An 18,458-nucleotide genomic window follows, 5' to 3' on the forward strand; every position below is an offset into this window, starting at 1 on the left:
TTACTTACTGTTCCTGTAATTCCCTAAGTAATTGGAAAATTTGTCCCCTATGGTGGGATTCATGTTCAATTAAATGGTAAACAACCCATTCAGGGGTTACATCATATTGTTCAAGTACACGTGGTTTTCGCCAATCGTTTAAGTCTATTGAACGGAAGTAGGAAAGGAACACTTCACGGACTTTTTTTAGACGATTAAGATGTTGCTCTAAGCTTTCTCCCTCAATGTGTGTCAGGTTACTGGCAGTGCGGCTTTCCAATGGGAACAACGAGCTAATTTCGGGATCCCAGTCTGTTCCGAGGACCTCGACATATAACCAGTCTGCCTCTACCAATGCAATGTGGTACAAGAGTGAGCCAATTGAATGCCTTCCGAGCATTTTTTTGTCTAATAAGTTCTGGTCTATTCCTGTTAATTTAGTAGTAATTGTTTGGCGTACATCCTCTAAACACCATAACCACCTGCCGATTTCTGGTTCATAGCCTGTTAATGAAGATATTTTCAATGATTCTCTATTCAATTATTCATCCTCCCTTTTAAAGTGTTAATAATCTATTCAAATGATGCTGTGCTTGTATTTTAGTAACCCTAGTTCAATAAGGAATTCCACAAAAAGAGCGTTAATCCTCCATGGACTAACGCTTGTTTGGTATTTTCTTTTATCAAGGCTCTAAAATAGCCGGGGCTGACTCGATATTTTCAATCCATTTATAGTCATGGCCGTTCAACCCCTTTTTCACCCATAAATCATTCTTATTACCATTTTTACGCAGCCATGTAATATAGTCCCCGGCAACTTGTGGCTGATGGTCGAGTTCGTTCGTCTTTGGATGGGAAATTTGTTGTTGTCCATCTGTTTTTATATCAATGGCATACAGAGTCGTAAACATGGTTGGAACCGGACCTTCATTCCAAACTTTGTTCTCTTTCGCACGGGCAACAATCACTGTATCCGGAGAATACCACGCCAGGTCCAGGTCAACAAATCCTTCAGGTGTGTATTGTTTTTGCTGAACTGCTGCCGGCATATCGGCGATGGTCGCTTTCTTGTTTTCCACAAAAAATCTTCCTTCTCCAGAAATATAGGCAAGCTGATTCGCTGATGGTGCCCACTTCAACCAGTCTTTGAACCCCAGCATCTTTCCTACCTCCTGAAATTGTTCGCCTTCATTGGTTAGAACACATAATGAATTGCTATCCATTGACCATGAGGCTGTTGGGATGACAATGAAGGCAAGCCACTTTCCATCGTAGCTCCACTTAAAAAAATCGGCATCAATCCCAAACAATGCGGTTTCATCCGTCTTAATGGTATAAAAGGGTTTCATCTTATTTTTATCCAGATTTGCGGTCACTGGTATTCTATACATCGGGATCGGTCCCCACCCTGTCGGCCGCAAACTGGATTGGGAGGAAACGATGAATTCCTTTCCATTCGGGAACCATTCAAAACCGCTGACACCAAGGGCCACATTCTCAAATCCCTTGGGCCTGCCATTCTGCATCTTGGTAACATTCAATATACCCTGTGAATTATAGGCTAGCTGATTCCTGGTCGGTGACCATTTAAAATCAGAAGTTTCAATGAGATATGGCTGGTAGCTGTCTTTTTTCTTCGTATCATAAATAAACAGTTCTGATTTATTCCCCTGCTCATCACCGTCTATATAAGCGATAAATCTCCCGTCGTAAGACCACTTGGGCGATTGCACATATTTCCCCTTCGTCACCTGTACCTCTTGCACCCCCGTTTTGATCCATAACTGATGGTCACGGACAAAAGCGGCAGTGAATGGAACCTCTGCACTTACTTTTATAGATAAAAGAAAACTAACACAAATAAAAAATGGAATCCTCAGTTTCAAGAACATCCCTCCTCTTTATAGAGTGTCCTGTTCTGAAATGAGGATTCTAATTGGTAAAAAATCAGGTTGTTACACTTTCAGGACTATTTTATTGCCTGAAGGATCGATTGTCACATAAGAATCATGTTCTTTTGTAACTGATGCACCCAGCTTATCAAGCTGTGCGACTATTTTACCCATCTTTTCTTCGTCTGACAGAATCAGTGTATATGAGGCTAACCCCACACTTTTTTCTGGCGGTGTGGGTGCACCAACTCCATTCCAGGTATTCAAAGCAATATGGTGATGGTATTTTCCATCTGAAATAAAGGTGGCCTGATGTCCATAGCGGCATACTACCTCAAATCCCAGGCCATTGAGATAGAAATCCTCCGCCTTTTTCAAATCGGCGACATGCAAATGAATATGTCCCATTACTGTTCCAGCAGGAAGGCCATTCCACGATTCCTGCTCTATTCCTGAAAGCAAGTCCTCGAAGTCCAAAGGGTCGACGGTCATTTTCACTTCTCCGTTTTTCCATTCCCATTCAGAAGGCTGGCGGTCTCTATAGACTTCAATCCCGTTACCATCTGGATCGGAAAGATAGAGTGCTTCACTTACAAGGTGGTCTGAAGAACCAAAGCGCACTCCAGCTTTCATGAAATGCTGAACAATCTTCGCTAAATCAGAACGTTCCAGCAAAAGAATGGCAAAGTGATATAAGCCAGTAGTCCTTCCCTGCTTTGGAATGACGTTTTCCGGCTGCTCAATCGTTAATAACACCGTTTTTCCATCCGCAGTAAAGCTCGCGGAAGAATCCGTCTGTTCCATTAGCTGAAAACCGATGACTTTTTCATAGAAAGCGATTGAACGCTGTAAATCCTGCACCTTTAAGTTTACTTGGCCCACGAATGTTATAGGTTTTTGATGAAAATTCATGTTTAGAACCCCCACTCAAGTTAGTTACTTTATGTAAGTTAGTATATAAGTAAAAATTACTTTAAGCAAGTAACTTTTTTATTTCATTGATTAAAAAAATGTATATAATAGGATTAAGGAGTTGGTTTCGTTGGATAAGACAATATGCCCTAGATTTGAAAAAGCCATGGGGATCTTAGGCCAAAGATGGACTGGGTTGATAATGTATCAGCTCTTATCTGGCCCTCAGCGGTTTTGCACAATAGAATCAGCAGTAGGAGTAAGTGGCAGAGTCCTGTCAGAAAGACTGAAAGATCTAGAAAGCGAAGGAATCGTCAAACGAGATGTTTATCCAGAAACACCCGTACGAATCGAATATTCCTTAACCGAAAAAGGCCAGGCATTAGAACCACTGATGAAAGAAATCGAAACATGGTCGCAATCATGGCTGTAGAAGCAGAGGGATAATACCTTCTGCTTTTTTCTTTTTAATAGTGAGAACTTAATTCATACACTTTTTGAAAGGGAATTGCAGGTTAGGGTAATTAGTCTCCGGTTAATATTGTTATATCGACGGTTAGGCCCGATTTATCGACGGTTACAGCATTTTTCCAACGGTTACAGCCATTTTATCAACGGTTGCAGATGATTTATTAACGGTTGGAACATATTTATTTACGGTTACAGCCAATTTATTTACGGTTAGACCCATTTTATTTACGGTTACAGTCATTTTATTTACGGTGGGAGCCATTATAACGGCTGCACCCAATTTACTTACAATTGCATCTCGTCTAATTCAAACTACCAATCGAATTTGCGATCTCAACCAAGACTTCTGCAGTCACTTGATCCGAAGCTCTCTTATCAACGCTTAAAATATACTGCCAGCCATCTCTTTCAAAAACAAGAAGGTTGAAGTTTGTAACATTGGTATAAATCGCTTTACCTCCATTCTTCAGTTTAAAAGTGTCATTTACCCTCATTGGAATCTTGTGACTAATTGGGCGAATGTCTATTTGATAATGATGACCAGGTGAATCCTCATTTAAAAATTTAATTTCCAAAAAGTCGTTAACATCCCCTTCAAGGTCATTGAATCTTCCAAAGTAATGAGTGAACTTTAAAGGTGGAACTCTCACAGGTAGTTTCAAATCTCTTTTATAATGCTGCTCAAACTCCGATACGGCCTCCTCGACTGTCGTATATCCAATCTCCTTATACATTTCTTCCAATGATTTTGGCTGACTGTTAGCTGCTATCACTGAACCACTATTTACTCCGCACATCATAATACTAAAAACTAGCAGTTGGCAAAGCTTCCTATGCAATTAAATCATCCCTTTTCAAATTTTTAGTTATTTTGCCCGTTAATATAGTGGCCATCCTTTTCAAAACTTTAAAGCCAGCTATATTTCATACATTCATCACATTTACATCTTATTATTATGGAAAATTGAATTCAGGATTGGAGTCTAATAATGAAGAAAATATTATCCATTTTTATAGCTGTTTTGTTCCTTTTGGCCGCTTGCTCTACTGGCCAGGATAAAAAAGAAGATTCGCTTGAAGATCCACCGGAGCTTCTGGAAGTGTCGATTAACTCACCTGAAAAAATTGAAATCAATCAGGAAGTTACAATTGAAGCCGAAGTGACACAGGGTGGGAAGAAAGTGACTGACGCAGATGAAGTGAAATTTGAAATTTGGCAATCCGGCATGGATGAGCATGAGATGTTGCCGGCACAAAACGAAAAAGATGGCACATATGCCATCAAGAAAACTTTTAACGAGAGCGGAAATTATTTCATTGTAGCGCATACGACGGCAAACCGGATGCATAGCATGCCAAAGAAAGAATTAATTGTGGCCGGCAGTGAGACAGATCCATCTTCTTCAGCAGACGAGGAAAAGGAAGTTCATGAAAGTCATGCAGAAAACGAACATACCGATCATCATAATAGTGAAGTTGGATTCGAATTCCTTAAGCCTCCCACGATTAAAAGCAACCAGCCAACTGAGTTGAGTACTAAAATTACTCAGGAGAAAAAGCTTATTTCGGAAGCAAGGGTTCGATTTGAAATCTGGCAAGAGAGCGAAACAGCTCACCAGTTCATTGATGCCAAAGAAATCTCTCCTGGCATATACACCACTGAATATACTTTTCCTTCTAGCGGGCACTTTAATGTGAAAATTCATGTGGAAAAAGAGAATATTCATGACCATACAGAAAAATCGGTAGATGTAGAATAATTGTAAATGCTCACAGTAATGCGGGCATTTTTCTTCTAAATGGCTTCCCTTTTTCCATAGCCAGATTATAAAATATGTTTATTAACATTTTCACTGGAAGAGGGAAAACTTGATGAATTTAATAAAAGAAATCAGAATGCGCAAGAATTTACAAAACCTTATCCTGTTCATGTTGTTCGCCCTGATCTTCACCTTACCTGGAAATCATATTTTCGGTGACATCGCCCTTATGGTGATCATTTTTTTTATTGCTTATATATCTTCCTATATTAATATAGTCCCATTCTGGAAAGGATTGCTTTATTCTTTCCTTGTCACACTAATCATCGTTGCCGTTTTCCTTGCCACAATAACTCTTTTTCCGACTATTTCTAATCTCCTCCTAATGGCCATCATAGCCCTTACCGGCTTTTTGTGTACATATCTGATAGGCTAATCCAATTCGTGCTAACACAAAAAGGCTGAACCAATTCCCGGTTCAGCCTTTCCTCTCAATTCGCCGTCTTGTCTTTTTCCAGCACAAACAGCGGCTCGTTTTCCTTCCATTCAGCAAAAAGCACGTCTTCGAAATGATGGATTTTTTGCTTTTCCAGTTCACGTTTAAGCCACTGCTCGTCCAACCCGGCTTCTTTTAAATTCGCCTTAACCACTTCGCCATCAAGAATCATATTGACTGGCAGACTGGGATCGTCTGCTTTGATTTTCATGTCGCTATTCTTGGGTATGTCGAAATCCGCTTTGGGAAGGACGCTGACCATTCCATTTGTTTCGATGATGGCGTATTCGACTTCCCTCAATGAAAAATAGCCTTGCTGCCTGATCAGACTTTGAAGTTGATTGATGTCCAGTTTCGCTTTTTTCAACGCATCGTACTTGATCTTCCCTCTGCGGACAACGATATTTGGTTCCCCCTCGAGCAATTTTCGCGAACCGAGGAACTTCTGGGTAATCGTCTCTGTCACATAGACAAGTATTCCCCACAAAGCTACAGCAAAGGCTATTTCACCAATTTTCACTTCATGGTCATAGATGGCATTTCCCACCAGCTCACCGAGGATGATAGCTGAAATAAAGTCAAATGGGGTTATTTGAGAGAACTGCGTCTTCCCCTGCATTTTCGTCATGATAAATAAAAAGACAAATCCACTCGTCAGCTCGAGTGCAATGGATAGATAATGATTCAACACTCCCACTCCTTCCTTTCCATTATGGGAAAAAGAACGCCAGTTGAACCGTATTTTTTTAAAAAATTCCCTATCTACACCATTCGACTTTCTTGTCATAAAAACAAGAAAGATTTATCTTCCACATAAAGGTAAAACATGTAACTTTTATGTTAAAAAATCGTTTATAAGGTTGTAAATACTTTTCTAAATATGCGTTAGTTTTCAAGGGGGAAGGGAAATGAAAAAGCTGATTGTTTGCATGATGCTGCTGGTTTCAATGGTGTTTTTCGAGGCACCGGCGCTGGCTGCGGGCGGGGAAATGATAATTATTAACAAGTCTAATAATCAACTCGCCTATTATAAAAATAATAAACTGGTAAAAACCTTTAAGGTGGGCACGGGGCGTAAGGCATCATACACACCTGAAGGCAAGTTCAAAATCGTTAACAAAATCAAGAATCGACCTTATTACAGCGGGAAAATTCCGGGAGGCGATCCGAGGAACCCACTTGGCAACAGGTGGCTGGGGATCAATGCGAGAGGAACCTGGGGCACGACTTATGCAATCCATGGCAACAACAACCCTAAATCAATCGGCGGATATGTGAGTGCCGGCTGCATTCGGATGTACGACCAGGAAGTGGAATGGCTGTATGATCAGGTAAAAGTCAATACTCCAGTTGTCATTACGACTTCGAAGAACTCCTTTAACGCGATTGCTGCTGCAAACGGTTATAAAGTCACCGGGCAGGCGTCTGTCCCTGTAACCGCAGTTCCATCAAGCACTGTTCTGAAAAAAGGCATGAGAGGCGCAGAAGTTAAAACCTTGCAGCAAACCCTGACAAAAAAGGGTTATAGTACAAAAGGAATCGATGGTGTTTTTGGCCCAGCAACAGAAGCAGCCGTAAAGAAGTTCCAAAAATCGAAGAAACTTAAAGCAGACGGAATCGTCGGACCAGCCACAAAGAAGGCTCTGGGGATGAAATAAAGTAGAGAATTTAAGAACATGAATTTCTAATTTAAAGGTGCTAATACACCGGCAGTTTTACACTTAAAAAGAATAACAGTAATCAAAAATCGCTTAACGCTACAGTTGTTAAGCGATTTTCACTTTAATCTGGCAATATCCGTTACTATGAGGCTCCTTAATAACAAAACTATATTTATTCCATATGCGATGTATCCCCTACTATTACCTTCTTAAATTGTTTGCCGTCATAATTGACAATCGTTAAACTTGTACCTAGAATCACTGGGGGATCCCACATTTTCTCTGTCGGTATATTCCAAAACAATGACATTAAGGCTCTAATCACTACGCCATGGGTAACAATTAATATCCTGCCATTTTTGTTTCCTTCAATTATTTGTTTCATTGCATGATCTACTCGTTGTTTAAATGTCAGTAAATCCTCGGCATTATGTCCATGATGATTATATTGATGTGGCTTGTTCCAAAAGTTAGCATATTCGGCTTTGAAATCTTCTTCCTCAATTTCTTCCTTGGTTTTTCCTTCCCAGTCTCCAAAAGATATTTCGTTTAAGTCATCGACAATCTTAAGCGGAATTGCATTGTCTGCATTAATAAGCTTTGCTGTTTCCAATGCTCTCTTACTTGGACTAGAGTATATAACCTTGAATTCGATATCAGATAACCGCTTACCTAATAGAACTGCATTACGGATCCCTCTTGCCGTTAATTCAGAGTTCAGCGATCCTTGCAGACGATTTTCCATGTTCCATTCAGTTGCTCCATGCCGAGTAATATAAATTTCTAACATATATGCTCCTTAATATTGAACTTTTAGAAAATTATAACATGGATTTACCCGGAACTAACCCTATAATCGAAACTCCATTATTTTCTCTTTGGCAGAAGTCTTGGGATGATTCCAACTTGTTTTTACTTAATCAATCACACAAAAAAAGGCTCTTCCTTTCAACCAGGAAGAACCTACAGTTTATTTTACACCCTTCACCAGTTCCCTCATCGCTTTAAGCTGTTCGGAAAGCTCCATGAACCACTCCTGGTCTCCGGTAGCCAGGGCCAGGTCAATCAGGTATTGAATTTGTTCTTTATTTTTCACCTGGGGCTCCGGCAGTTTTTTCACTCCATTAGTTGGCATTGGAATGGTTTTGCCAACGAGTGCTTCATCATCACTTGAAGTGATCGTCGCATTGATCTTTTCATCCAAAACATCAAGTGATTCTACATATCCAATGATCAATTCTCCATCTCGGGATTTCCCTTTTATCCAATCCCCTACTTTTAATATTGAGTTATTCATATAAGTCACCTCAATTGTTCTGTAATCTTTTTTATTACATTTCCCTCAAATGAATGGGAGTCAACCCCCCTATTCACAGCATTCTTTCTCGTGCCTGATCAGATCAACCAGTTCTTTAATGGAATAATCCTTCAGGAATTCTCCCAAGTGTTCCTCCGCCCCCAGGAAAATGGCAAACAGGACCTTGTGCATATGCGCACCGACCACACATTTCTCATTGGATTCAGGGCACTTTGGCTGCAAGGCGCCTTCGGAGGTTAATTTGTAGATATCCCAGAGGTTGACTTCATCCAAGTCCAGGGCAAAAATAAAACCGCCGCCGGTACCTTCTTTTGATTTGATAAAACCGTGTTTTTTTAACAGACCCAGTACTTTGCGAATTCGTACCGGATGGACTCCGGCACTTTCTGCGATTGCATCGCTCGTCGACATTCTGTCAGGCTGCAGTGCAAGCAATGTTAAACTGTGAATGGCAAGGGTAAAATCACTGTTCATAGCCTGCCTCCTATTAACAATCTGTAATAATATATATTACAGTTAAAATAACCATATGACAAATAATCAGCTTTTAATTAGCCATGCTATCCCATTCAAAGCCGGTAAATGTGCGAAGTTTGCGCGGCAAGAAACTGCGGATTTCTTCTTCATTGTATCCAACCTGCAATCTTTTATGATCCAGGATAATCGGACGGCGCAGCATTTGCGGATTTTTAATGATCAGATCATATAGCTGATTCAGCGGAAGAGAATCGATATCCATGTCCAGTTTCTGGTACGCTTTTGAGTTCTTGGAGATAATGTCTTCCGTTCCGTCTTCTGTCAAACGAAGGATTGATTTGATCTCATCCACAGTAAGCGGATGGGAAACAATGTTTCTCTCGATAAAATCGATGTTATGCTCCTGAAACCAGGCTTTTGCTTTACGGCACGAAGCACAGCTCGATGTTATATATAAAGTTACCATGATCCAACAACTCCTTCTTTTTACTGTAAAAATAAAAATTACAGTTGAGCCAAAAAAATACTTTGATTTAAAGATATTCCGTATACTGTAATATTAATCTTTACAGTTTAAAAAGTCAACACTATCTAGGTGAATAATTACTGGGAACCTGACAAAATTTTTGACACCATCCCTTATATCCTCCACCCTTTTTAGAGTTAGTCTTGGATGGCTACCAAGCTCTGTTTCATCTCAGTACAGAGCTTAGCAGATCTCCCAGTGTTAAAGTCTATACGAATACATAAGAACTAAAGATTATTCAGTCGGGCAGGTAAAAAAGCAATTCCCAAACTCATCACAACCAATATAGCAGCCGGCCAATGGCTGGTCACCTTCCCCTACAGATACCAGTGTGCAGATCCGTCCGATACACACTAAATAGGAATCATCGGGTATCTGGCTTACCGGTATAATTTTCAGCTTTGAAAGTGGAAATTTTCTGAGGCCAGGTTCGCATAATGGATTATCACCATCATGTCTGTGATCGTTATTGTCGAATGACATATTCATCTCACCTCCTTCATAACAATGTATTCTGACAAGGAAGGGTTTGTATGGATATGAATCCATGAACCTAAACATATTTAGCTTTCTTTGTCCATCATCCTGGGTATGACGGACAGAAATGAAAGAAATCAAGCTCAAAGTGTCCGTCATCAGGTTTATGACGGACAAAAATCAGTGGATAGAAGACAAAAGTGTCCATCATCAGGATTATCCCGGACAATAAAGAACGCAATGAAGATAAAAGTGCAAATGCCACTCCTCCAATTAGTCTTAATTGGTTTATTACCTATCACTCGCGAATTAAGTTAACATAATATTTTTATAAACAACCCATTATCCCCTCTTCACCACCCAAATGTCAAAATGGGCTTATCCCTTCGAAACTCGGTCAGAATCATCTCGTCAAACTATATGAGGTGAGGAAAATGAGGAAGATAAAGCGATTCATACAGCTTGGGCTGAGTATTTTATTGATGGGGTCATTACTCTTTTTTGCAAATGGGTCAGGGTATGCTGACGACGTATCTGTCACAGTAAAAAAAGGAGATACTTTGTACAGCATATCAAAAAAATACAACCTGACTGTTCAAGAGTTAAAGGAGTTCAATGGGCTTAAGAACAATACGATTTATATTGGACAAAAGTTGGTGCTGCCTTCTTTGAACGAGCCAGAACCAATGTATTCGGTGATCGGGGGTTCTTTTACCAAGAAAGACAATGCAATAAAGCAAGTCGATAGACTGAAAAAAGAGGGAATTGATGCAGCAGTCACCACGAAGGTCATCAATGATAAAACCTATTACCGCATCCAGGCTGGTGTTTTTTCCAAAAAGACAAATGCTGAGAAACAAAAGAAGCTGGTGCAGAAAAACGGAATCAAAGATGCCTACATTGCAACGAACAACAATCTTCATATTAATGGGGTCCACCTTGGCTCGACTTACAGCAAAGTCCTCCAACAGTTTGGAAAGCCAATTAAAACGGAGGACCAGTTGAATATCCGGTCGCTATATTACAGTGGCGATGGTGCGGGAGTAAGAGTGAACTTCAACATGAAGGACGGTTCCGTATTCGGCCTGCAAGCCTATCCAGAATATTTGAAGCTGAAGACCCTGCCTACACAGAAAAAGCAGGTTATCAATAAGTATGGATATCCGAATAAAATGCAGAAAACCTCTTGCTACGAAAGTGCCACTTGTGGACAATATATTTACCAATTTAATAAAAATGAACTGATCATCCAGTTCGACCGAGATGGAAAGACCGTTCAATACCTTGACTTAAGGAAGATGAATTAAAACCGCCACTTGGCGGTTTTTTTTCTTTCAGCGAGTCCTTCACTGAATAAAATCACATCATATTTAAATACTAAATTAGATACTATCAACTCTAGAAGGAGCATGGACGATGAAAAAATTATTGGTTATGGGTCTCATTTTAGTTGCGTCGCTGAATATGGCGCCTGGAGTAACACCGGCATACGCGAAGCCTCATCATAATCACGAATGCATCAGCCAGTCTGAGGTCAAATTCGAAAATCAGTTCAGGAGACTGTGGGTTGACCATGTTTTGTGGACAAGCAATTACATAACAAGTGCCACAACCGCCGGTGCCGAGGATCAAAAAGATGTGCTTGAAAGACTCCTGAGAAACCAGGAGGATATCGGAAACTCCATTAAGCCTGTATATGGAGAGGAAGCCGGAAACAAACTTACAGCTTTGCTTAAGGAGCATATTGTCATTGCCGGTGATATTGTTCAAGCTGCAAAAGACGGAAATAAAGCAAAGCTTGATCAGCTGAACAAAGCATGGTTTAAGAATGCTGATGATATCGCAGCATTCCTGAGCAAAGCCAATCCTAATTTGAAAAATGAACAGTTAAAAGAGTTACTTTATAAACATCTTCAAATGGTGGCAGATGACCTATCAGCGAGCTTGAAAAAAGACTGGGGAGCAAGAATTGTTTCGATAGATGATGGAATGTCTCATATTATTATGATGTCGGATACCATTTCAACAGCCGTTGTTAAACAGTTCCCAGACAAGTTCAAAAAATAACAAAAAATCTTGGAGTCTGTCGTGGCTCCAAGATTTATTTTCGATTTTTTTGCTAAAGATAAAAGGCGATCGTAAACGTCGTAATAAATACAAGTAAGAAACTGGTTCCAATCATCAACGGAATATAGGTAAATGCATCGATTAAACGATCTGCGGTTGACCACGATGACGCATTAGGCGGGCGAGAAAAAGTCACTGCCAGATCGGTCCCATTTGCGCCGATGATTAAAACAAAACGCCCAGGAAGAAAAACATCACGGGTACTTTGAATACCTTGAATATTTTTTCATCATTGCCCCCCTCTTTCCTGCTTCTAATCCAGGTCACCTGGTTATATTCATCGCTGGACAGGCATATTATTTACTGTAATTTGACCAAAAGGAGTTATCAAATTGATCCGTATATTAGGATTATCCGTTCTCATGCTATTCTGTATCTATCTGGTTTATGCCTATCCCCAAATTGCACAAAAAAATGTTGATGTCGAGACGAACGCCACTGTCCAGGAAGACCCGGAAACGAATGAAGACATTTTTGAGAGCATCATACCTGATTTTGAGTACCTGCACGAAGAAGCGCTTGATAAAGAAGTAGACGGATATGTTGTTGTGACCTACAGAGAATACGAAATCCACCGTGACAAGGCAGGCAACATCATAAAACAAATTCCAACCTCAAACTATGAGTATATAAGATATAGAAGCTACTAATTCTGGGCAAAGGCTTATCTTTGCCTATTTTTATTTGAGCAAATAGCTCCTCCCTTATTGAGCACCTCTGCTGAAAATTCTTACTCCATTCGGATCCTCTGCCTGTTTTACCGGAAAGTTCTCCATAACGGCTTCCCGGATGGTTACGGCATTGCCGATTATCGTATGTAAATGGTTCACAGACTTTCCGAACAAATTTAGAATATCGTCTGCCAAGCCTTCTATTTTCGTTTCCACTGTTAACGTTTCAATTTTAGCATCCATTGAATCTACCAAATCTTCGTGTGTCTGTAGCTCTATTCGAAAATCATATGGTGTCGTTATAAAAGTTCTTCGTTGGCCACAATCCACTTTCCAGTCCATTTTTTCTGCATTTTTGCAGATGGTTTCTTGTTCCTTTTCTGATACGAGAAAGCCGATATGGTCAAACATGACTTTTTTTCCATATCCAAAAGTGATGTTGATGCTGCCCTTCCTCGCTTCTATAATCCGAAAAAGCACCCTTTTCTCCCGAAAGTCTTCCCATTTTAGCGGTGGATTAAAGTTCTGAAATTCCCCCTGGTATTTTCCGATTCGCTGAACGATTCGAAAGCCGTGGTCTTCATAAAATTTTTCTGTCTCTTCTACGAATGGCGTCCAAAAATGATAATGGAAAAGCAAAGTACCACCTCTTATTTTGTTTTTGTCACCAAGATACCCTAACTGGATTGAACAAATAGACCAACCACCCAATAAATAACGGCTGCCCACAACAATAAAATCATCGCTGCTGCCAGCCAATTCTTCTTTTTCACCCTGCCAGTTGCAGCCACTTTTTCACGTGATTCCTGAATGACGTGGTCAGGAAGCAGTTTTAACAGAATCGCAATTCCCAGTGGTACGAGAATGAGGTCATCCAGATAACCGAGGACTGGTATAAAATCTGGAATTAAATCAATCGGGCTGAATGCATAGGCGACTACGATCAATGCGAACAGCTTGATATAAAATGGTGTATCCGGGTGTTTGTAAGCTTCTGCAACAACAAAGATATCTTCTTTGAGTTTTTTCATCCGCACTTTGAAATGTTCCATCGCCTTTCTCATTGATGTCCTCCCCTCTAACTATTTCATCCTATTTACAATAGCATAAATAGAGCCTGGCACAATGTCCAGGCCCTCCCATTTTAGAGTGCATCTTTTGTTTCAAATGGATTACAGTCTTTAATTGTTAAAAACTTACGGCATTCTTTTGATGTTGTTCAATATAAGCTTTCAGGCCCGCTTTGAACTGCTGGATTTCTTCTTTTGTATTATAAGGGGCCAGCCCGATTCGCACCCAACCGCCTGATGGATGGACATCCAACACCTCAGCCATCGTGGATGCATAGAAGTCTCCATCTGCAACACACATATTGTAATTTTTGGCGAGCCATGCAGTGACCTCCCGTGACTGATGTCCCTCTATCGTAAAAGCAAATGTCGGCGTTCTGCGGCCTGATTTTGCCCGATACAGCGTCACTCCTGGCAGGCTTCTCAGAAAGTTCTCCACTTCGGCTGCAAGCTCTTGCTCATATTCATCAATCGCATGCATACCGGCCAGCAATCGTTCTCTTCTCGTCTCTCCATGGCCCAATTCTTCAATGAACTGGATGGCACCCATCACCCCGGCAATGCCTTCATGATTTTGAGTACCTGTCTCAAGCTTATAAGGAATCTCTGCAGGTGCCGGCTTCAGCTTGTAAACCGGCAGTTTTTCAAAAAGACTCTCCCTAACAACAGCAATCCCGACATGCGGCCCAAAAAACTTGTATGCCGAGCACAAAAGAATGTCACAACCCAACTTCTGAACATCGATTGCTAAGTGTGGTACACCATGAACGGCATCGACAACCGCCAGTGCCCCTACCTCTTTCGCCCGTTTTATTACCCGACGCAGATCAGTCACAGTCCCGGTAACATTCGATGACATTCCTACCGCGACCAGCTTCGTTTTTGGGGTAACAACCTGATACAACTCATCCAGCTTCAGACTGTACGTTTCTGGATCAAGCTTCAGGAATTTAACTTCTGCTCCTCGGTCCCTTGCCAAGGTAATCCATGGATCTACATTTGCACGATGGTCGAGCTCGGTGACGACTATCTCGTCGCCTTCATTGATGAAGCCAGCCAGACTACGTGCAATCGCAAAGGCATGCGTGGTCATGTTTGCGCCAAAGGCCACTTCATTCACCTGACATCCAAGCAAATCCGCCACTGCATCCCTCGCTTTATCCAGCATTGCATCCGTGTCGGCACTGGTATTAAAGGTTCCATGGAGATTCGCCATCCCGTTCCTTATGTATCGATACATCGATTCGAGCGCATAATCAACCATCTGCGTCCCGCCTGGCCCGTCAAAATAAATGACTTGCCGGCCATCATCACTGCGGCTCAAAGACGGAAACCTCTCCCTCACCAGCTCAATTGGAAACTTATCAGCCAACCTTATCACTCCCTCAGCTAAAATATACACCTATTATGTCATAATATTCTAACAATGACATCTAAAACCCTTCGACAAGCGAAGGGTTTTAGTCAATTATTTTTCACTTTTGTAAATCAGTTTTCCGTCAGAAGAGTAGGCTGATACAATTCCGCGCTCTTCTTTCACATCCCGCCTATCAAACGAAAGATACCAAAAAGTTCTTTTGTTATTCTGAATGATTTCTGCATCCTTCTCGGGATTTGTATATTCAACCTTTATTTTGAAAATCTGTACTTATTTTAACCTACGGAACTTTGCCATAAAAAAGAAAGACCAAATCGATTACGATTTGGCCTGGCTGAATCACTTATTCCTCTTCTGGTGTGACCGGACAGACTAAATAACAAAACCCGCTCTCCGTACAAACAATCTCACAATCATCAAATGGCTCTTCGCCTGTTCCATAGCAGGCTAAAAAGTAAACTGGTCCCACACGTACCAAAACACAATCATCAGGCACTTCACTAACTGGAATGATCTCTAATCTGGGTAAAGGCACTCTGCTGACATTCCGGTCACAAAACAAATCAGAAATATCCCCTATATGATTTTTTCTCTTCATCTTCTCACCTCCATGTTACCATGTTATTCATGGAGGAAGACAAGGGTATGGATGTTCGTCCGGATTGGACCTATGTCATCATAGAGAAAACAGGATTATGACACCAAATATGAAATGACATCGGAAATTCGCTGTTTAAAAGCTGTGTAATGATGCCCAGCCCCTTCAATCACTTTCAATTCTGCCTGTATTTCTTTCTGTTCGATAATCGAAAAAACCGCTTTGTTGGTTTCGAGAAAAGGTACTGCGAGTTTTTCGCCGCCTTCATTTGTACCGCAATCTAAATAGATTTTTTCCAGTGAAGTTAAATCCGTTTCCTTCAACAACTTCTCAATCTCTTCCTGATTCCGGTAAAAACCTGAAGAAAGTCCAGCCACTCTTTTAAAAATATTAGGATATGTGCATGCAGCATAAACTGAAATCAAACTCCCTAATGAAATGCCGGCCATATAGGTTTCATTTGGGTTGGAAGGATATTCCGAGTCAATCAATGGCTTTAATTCGTTCACAATGAACGAGATATAATTCTTCCCTTTCCCGCCTTCGGTACTCGGTTTGCCAAGCAGCTTTGTTGTATACTCCCCATTCTTCCAGGGACAATATTCATTGATTCGCTCCGAAGATTTTTGGTCAATCGCCACTACCATCAGCTCGATCTGTTTCTTTTCCAAAAGCTTATCCAGATCCAGCCCGACACCGCCGATTGCCTCTTCATCACCAAATACATTTTGTCCATCATGCATGTATAACACCGGATACCGTTTGCCATTCGCTGCGGTTGGAACATATACCCGGATTCTTCTTGCCTCGCCAAACAATGAAACTTCAAAACTATTGATCATCATAAGAACACTCATCTCATTATTTTTTAAAGAAAATTTTACCATAACGAATTCATTATAACCATAAAATCTTATGTATCCAGGAGGAAAGGCTATTGTCAACATTTTATTGATTATAAAAAAATGGGAATCACCCATCATCAAGATATCCCCTTTGATGCTGGAGTCATTACCGATCCCGATGAGCAATGAAGAAAGCTGCACCAGCGTGACTGCTGGTGCAGTTTTTTTATCACAAAAGTTCTTCTACTAACTATGCAAACTTCCTTTTAACCACGGCCTCGGGCGGAAGTTACCGATTGGAATTCGAATCAGGCTTGTTTGTTCACTCATTTCGTAAAGCTGATCCGCCATGCTTGCATTGAAGCCAAGCAGAGGATGACCTCCCAGTCCCAGAGCGGAGGATGTTAAAAGCAATCTTTGCACGAGCATGCCTGCTTCCATTTGTAAGATCCGGTAGCCCCTGTATCCCAGTTCTTTCTGGTAAAATTCCATATTGCCTGCAACGTGCAGGCAAAGCGGCACCTGCTGCAGATTAACGTTATCAAAGGACAAACCTGACTGTAAGAGCAGACGATGATCTCCTTGCTGGATTTCTAGTAATCTATGTTCCCTGCTATCGTAATGATAGGCCCCGTTCGGGATACCTTCAACATTATAGAGACAGCTATAGACTGAAACCTTGGGTTCTTGACCGAAAAAAATGTCGTCCACATCATTGCGGTAATGAAACGAAGTTAACGATTCCTTCAACAGAACCGCCAACTGCTCCTGACTTATGCGTGATAAAACAAAATCCATCTCTGGTGAAAAGCGTTTTTTGCTTACTTCTGCCAGATCATATGGTAATGATTCTGTTTGTGGAAGATGAATCACTCGGTTTCGGCGGTCTTCATAAGAGCGGTTTCTAAGCCGCGTAAAAGAGGCGGTTGATTCGAATTTTGCTGCATCATTCATTTCGATTAATTTATGGAATTCCAGAACGTTTTTAGACCTTTCTACACGCTCAAAAACCACTGGCTTCAACTCTTTTTTTAGCGTATCTGCGGTTATATGCGTTCCGATGCCGCTCCCAGTCCAGTTTGTCGGCTCTACCGACAGCGGGATTACCGAATAGATGCTCTCCTCTTGTTCGGATAAACCAAGAAGGTGATTGAGTGCCGAATCCAAATATTGATAGTAAACCCCGGCAGCAAAACCAAAACGTTTTGCACTTTCCAACAGCTGCCCCATCAGTACGCCGGCATCCAAGCCCTGCAGGCGATAGGAGAAATTATTGTACTTAAAGAAGTTTTTCCAGAACATAGTGGAGATGAATACTGTGCCGAAGCAGGATGAAAGCTCACAACGTTCTCCTAAGGCAGCGGAAATGTAGGAATCAAAATTTCCGGCCCGCAACAAGACAAGTCGGTGGTGCGATGGATCATAATGATAGACTCCGTCAGGAAGCCCATTAATCTTCAAATAGACATATAGTTCATTAGGATAGAGCGCCCCACCTGAGGGAGCAAACCTTCTGTAGGAATGAATCGGATTTGCTTCCTCCGGAAAAACAGACTCGCTCAGTTGAGAGATTCCGAAAACATACCAGAGAAAATGACCGATTCCTTTTAAATCTGGACTTGCTGGCATTCTGTATTCCTCGAGGGACAATGGGACCTCCGCAGAGAGAGGCACAACCGGAAGTCCTTTGTATAGTTTATAGGCTAAAGGTGCATCCTCCCAATTGGGTTCCCAGTTTTCCTGGTTGGCACGATCGATATCAAAATGTAAATCCTTCAGAAATTCATCAAGTGTCATTCT

Annotated in this window: 24 protein-coding genes; 7 read left to right on the forward strand and 17 right to left on the reverse strand. The window is 41.1% G+C overall.

All coding sequences use genetic code 11. The features are described from left to right. Positions 1 to 4: 4 nt before the first annotated feature. The 3 genes from J7E38_RS22635 to J7E38_RS22645 all read right to left on the reverse strand — a co-directional run bounded on the left by J7E38_RS22635 (position 5) and on the right by J7E38_RS22645 (position 2,783). Positions 5 to 520, reverse strand: coding sequence for a DinB family protein (locus tag J7E38_RS22635; RefSeq protein ID WP_214710079.1), 516 nt, complete (start codon positions 518 to 520; stop codon positions 5 to 7). 142 nt (positions 521 to 662) lie between these two features. Then, positions 663 to 1,865: a hypothetical protein gene (locus J7E38_RS22640; protein WP_214710081.1), complete on the reverse strand. Its 1,203-nt coding sequence runs from the start codon at positions 1,863 to 1,865 to the stop codon at positions 663 to 665. 69 nt (positions 1,866 to 1,934) lie between these two features. Beyond that, a complete protein-coding gene (locus tag J7E38_RS22645; protein WP_214710083.1) occupies positions 1,935 to 2,783 on the reverse strand; it encodes a VOC family protein in 849 nt (282 codons plus the stop codon). Between the two features lie 130 nt (positions 2,784 to 2,913). On the opposite strand from J7E38_RS22645, the gene J7E38_RS22650 reads away from it, so the two are divergent. After that, complete coding sequence (locus J7E38_RS22650) at positions 2,914 to 3,216, forward strand: winged helix-turn-helix transcriptional regulator (RefSeq protein ID WP_285291770.1); 303 nt, start codon at positions 2,914 to 2,916, stop codon at positions 3,214 to 3,216. 144 nt (positions 3,217 to 3,360) lie between these two features. Here J7E38_RS22650 and J7E38_RS22655 read toward each other — a convergent pair whose 3' ends face one another. Together J7E38_RS22655 and J7E38_RS22660 are read right to left on the reverse strand one after the other, a co-directional pair. Then, positions 3,361 to 3,516: a hypothetical protein gene (locus J7E38_RS22655; RefSeq protein WP_214710085.1), complete on the reverse strand. Its 156-nt coding sequence runs from the start codon at positions 3,514 to 3,516 to the stop codon at positions 3,361 to 3,363. Positions 3,517 to 3,556: 40 nt separating this feature from the next. Beyond that, entirely contained in the window at positions 3,557 to 4,093 is a 537-nt protein-coding gene (locus tag J7E38_RS22660) for a hypothetical protein (protein WP_214710087.1), read from the reverse strand. A gap of 150 nt (positions 4,094 to 4,243) precedes the next feature. Here J7E38_RS22660 and J7E38_RS22665 point away from each other — a divergent pair, with 150 nt between their 5' ends. Both J7E38_RS22665 and J7E38_RS22670 read left to right on the forward strand, forming a co-directional pair. After that, positions 4,244 to 5,014, forward strand: a complete 771-nt coding sequence (locus J7E38_RS22665; RefSeq protein WP_214710089.1) for a FixH family protein — start codon at positions 4,244 to 4,246, stop codon at positions 5,012 to 5,014. Between the two features lie 112 nt (positions 5,015 to 5,126). Further along, entirely contained in the window at positions 5,127 to 5,450 is a 324-nt protein-coding gene (locus tag J7E38_RS22670; protein ID WP_214710091.1) for a hypothetical protein, read from the forward strand. Positions 5,451 to 5,505: 55 nt separating this feature from the next. Here the strand turns inward: J7E38_RS22670 and J7E38_RS22675 are convergent, their stop codons facing one another. Then, the gene (locus J7E38_RS22675; RefSeq protein ID WP_214710093.1) at positions 5,506 to 6,198 is read right to left on the reverse strand and encodes a DUF421 domain-containing protein; all 693 of its coding nucleotides are present in this window, start codon (positions 6,196 to 6,198) and stop codon (positions 5,506 to 5,508) included. Between the two features lie 220 nt (positions 6,199 to 6,418). Here J7E38_RS22675 and J7E38_RS22680 point away from each other — a divergent pair, with 220 nt between their 5' ends. After that, positions 6,419 to 7,168 (forward strand): L,D-transpeptidase family protein, encoded by a 750-nt coding sequence (locus J7E38_RS22680; RefSeq protein ID WP_215038961.1) that lies wholly within the window; start codon positions 6,419 to 6,421, stop codon positions 7,166 to 7,168. A gap of 175 nt (positions 7,169 to 7,343) precedes the next feature. Here the strand turns inward: J7E38_RS22680 and J7E38_RS22685 are convergent, their stop codons facing one another. The 5 genes from J7E38_RS22685 to J7E38_RS22705 form a co-directional block, all read right to left on the reverse strand. Next, complete coding sequence (locus J7E38_RS22685; RefSeq protein ID WP_214710095.1) at positions 7,344 to 7,961, reverse strand: histidine phosphatase family protein; 618 nt, start codon at positions 7,959 to 7,961, stop codon at positions 7,344 to 7,346. Between the two features lie 180 nt (positions 7,962 to 8,141). Then, complete coding sequence (locus J7E38_RS22690; protein WP_214710097.1) at positions 8,142 to 8,468, reverse strand: IDEAL domain-containing protein; 327 nt, start codon at positions 8,466 to 8,468, stop codon at positions 8,142 to 8,144. Positions 8,469 to 8,537: 69 nt separating this feature from the next. After that, entirely contained in the window at positions 8,538 to 8,963 is a 426-nt protein-coding gene (locus tag J7E38_RS22695; protein WP_214710099.1) for an RrF2 family transcriptional regulator, read from the reverse strand. A gap of 73 nt (positions 8,964 to 9,036) precedes the next feature. Then, positions 9,037 to 9,432 (reverse strand): transcriptional regulator SpxA, encoded by a 396-nt coding sequence (gene spxA, locus J7E38_RS22700; protein WP_214710101.1) that lies wholly within the window; start codon positions 9,430 to 9,432, stop codon positions 9,037 to 9,039. Between the two features lie 294 nt (positions 9,433 to 9,726). After that, a complete protein-coding gene (locus J7E38_RS22705) occupies positions 9,727 to 9,975 on the reverse strand; it encodes a hypothetical protein (protein WP_214710103.1) in 249 nt (82 codons plus the stop codon). A gap of 428 nt (positions 9,976 to 10,403) precedes the next feature. On the opposite strand from J7E38_RS22705, the gene J7E38_RS22710 reads away from it, so the two are divergent. The 3 genes from J7E38_RS22710 to J7E38_RS22720 all read left to right on the forward strand — a co-directional run bounded on the left by J7E38_RS22710 (position 10,404) and on the right by J7E38_RS22720 (position 12,746). Next, positions 10,404 to 11,276 (forward strand): LysM peptidoglycan-binding domain-containing protein, encoded by an 873-nt coding sequence (locus J7E38_RS22710; RefSeq protein WP_214710104.1) that lies wholly within the window; start codon positions 10,404 to 10,406, stop codon positions 11,274 to 11,276. Between the two features lie 109 nt (positions 11,277 to 11,385). Further along, positions 11,386 to 12,036, forward strand: coding sequence for a hypothetical protein (locus J7E38_RS22715; protein WP_214710106.1), 651 nt, complete (start codon positions 11,386 to 11,388; stop codon positions 12,034 to 12,036). 392 nt (positions 12,037 to 12,428) lie between these two features. After that, positions 12,429 to 12,746, forward strand: a complete 318-nt coding sequence (locus J7E38_RS22720) for a hypothetical protein (RefSeq protein WP_214710108.1) — start codon at positions 12,429 to 12,431, stop codon at positions 12,744 to 12,746. Between the two features lie 54 nt (positions 12,747 to 12,800). Here the strand turns inward: J7E38_RS22720 and J7E38_RS22725 are convergent, their stop codons facing one another. From J7E38_RS22725 to J7E38_RS22750, 6 genes are all read right to left on the reverse strand, one after another. Beyond that, a complete protein-coding gene (locus J7E38_RS22725) occupies positions 12,801 to 13,406 on the reverse strand; it encodes a hypothetical protein (RefSeq protein WP_214710110.1) in 606 nt (201 codons plus the stop codon). A gap of 38 nt (positions 13,407 to 13,444) precedes the next feature. After that, the gene (locus tag J7E38_RS22730; protein WP_214710112.1) at positions 13,445 to 13,831 is read right to left on the reverse strand and encodes a YkvA family protein; all 387 of its coding nucleotides are present in this window, start codon (positions 13,829 to 13,831) and stop codon (positions 13,445 to 13,447) included. Positions 13,832 to 13,955: 124 nt separating this feature from the next. Further along, a complete protein-coding gene (locus J7E38_RS22735) occupies positions 13,956 to 15,218 on the reverse strand; it encodes a cysteine desulfurase-like protein (protein ID WP_215038965.1) in 1,263 nt (420 codons plus the stop codon). 340 nt (positions 15,219 to 15,558) lie between these two features. Continuing rightward, on the reverse strand, positions 15,559 to 15,813 hold the full coding sequence (locus tag J7E38_RS22740; RefSeq protein ID WP_214710116.1) for a hypothetical protein: 255 nt from the start codon (positions 15,811 to 15,813) through the stop codon (positions 15,559 to 15,561). 95 nt (positions 15,814 to 15,908) lie between these two features. Further along, positions 15,909 to 16,658 carry an alpha/beta hydrolase gene (locus J7E38_RS22745; RefSeq protein WP_214710118.1) on the reverse strand — a complete coding sequence of 250 codons (750 nt, stop codon included), beginning with the start codon at positions 16,656 to 16,658 and terminating at the stop codon, positions 15,909 to 15,911. 246 nt (positions 16,659 to 16,904) lie between these two features. Continuing rightward, positions 16,905 to 18,455: a SagB family peptide dehydrogenase gene (locus J7E38_RS22750; protein ID WP_214710120.1), complete on the reverse strand. Its 1,551-nt coding sequence runs from the start codon at positions 18,453 to 18,455 to the stop codon at positions 16,905 to 16,907. Positions 18,456 to 18,458 lie beyond the last annotated feature (3 nt).

Source organism: Bacillus sp. ISL-35 (assembly GCF_018613355.1).
Classification (GTDB): domain Bacteria; phylum Bacillota; class Bacilli; order Bacillales; family Cytobacillaceae; genus Mesobacillus.

What these genes read in the sequence shown, in the direction of transcription:
- J7E38_RS22740 (WP_214710116.1), bottom strand. Translation starts at nt 15,813, where the DNA reads ATGAAGAGAAAAAATCATATAGGGGATATTTCTGATTTGTTTTGTGAC.
- J7E38_RS22645 (WP_214710083.1), bottom strand. Translation starts at nt 2,783, where the DNA reads ATGAATTTTCATCAAAAACCTATAACATTCGTGGGCCAAGTAAACTTA.
- J7E38_RS22695 (WP_214710099.1), bottom strand. Translation starts at nt 8,963, where the DNA reads ATGAACAGTGATTTTACCCTTGCCATTCACAGTTTAACATTGCTTGCA.
- J7E38_RS22690 (WP_214710097.1), bottom strand. Translation starts at nt 8,468, where the DNA reads ATGAATAACTCAATATTAAAAGTAGGGGATTGGATAAAAGGGAAATCC.
- J7E38_RS22655 (WP_214710085.1), bottom strand. Translation starts at nt 3,516, where the DNA reads ATGGCTCCCACCGTAAATAAAATGACTGTAACCGTAAATAAAATGGGT.
- J7E38_RS22685 (WP_214710095.1), bottom strand. Translation starts at nt 7,961, where the DNA reads ATGTTAGAAATTTATATTACTCGGCATGGAGCAACTGAATGGAACATG.
- J7E38_RS22670 (WP_214710091.1), top strand. Translation starts at nt 5,127, where the DNA reads ATGAATTTAATAAAAGAAATCAGAATGCGCAAGAATTTACAAAACCTT.
- J7E38_RS22715 (WP_214710106.1), top strand. Translation starts at nt 11,386, where the DNA reads ATGAAAAAATTATTGGTTATGGGTCTCATTTTAGTTGCGTCGCTGAAT.
- spxA (WP_214710101.1), bottom strand. Translation starts at nt 9,432, where the DNA reads ATGGTAACTTTATATATAACATCGAGCTGTGCTTCGTGCCGTAAAGCA.
- J7E38_RS22710 (WP_214710104.1), top strand. Translation starts at nt 10,404, where the DNA reads ATGAGGAAGATAAAGCGATTCATACAGCTTGGGCTGAGTATTTTATTG.
- J7E38_RS22705 (WP_214710103.1), bottom strand. Translation starts at nt 9,975, where the DNA reads ATGTCATTCGACAATAACGATCACAGACATGATGGTGATAATCCATTA.
- J7E38_RS22730 (WP_214710112.1), bottom strand. Translation starts at nt 13,831, where the DNA reads ATGAGAAAGGCGATGGAACATTTCAAAGTGCGGATGAAAAAACTCAAA.
- J7E38_RS22750 (WP_214710120.1), bottom strand. Translation starts at nt 18,455, where the DNA reads ATGACACTTGATGAATTTCTGAAGGATTTACATTTTGATATCGATCGT.
- J7E38_RS22665 (WP_214710089.1), top strand. Translation starts at nt 4,244, where the DNA reads ATGAAGAAAATATTATCCATTTTTATAGCTGTTTTGTTCCTTTTGGCC.
- J7E38_RS22680 (WP_215038961.1), top strand. Translation starts at nt 6,419, where the DNA reads ATGAAAAAGCTGATTGTTTGCATGATGCTGCTGGTTTCAATGGTGTTT.
- J7E38_RS22745 (WP_214710118.1), bottom strand. Translation starts at nt 16,658, where the DNA reads ATGATGATCAATAGTTTTGAAGTTTCATTGTTTGGCGAGGCAAGAAGA.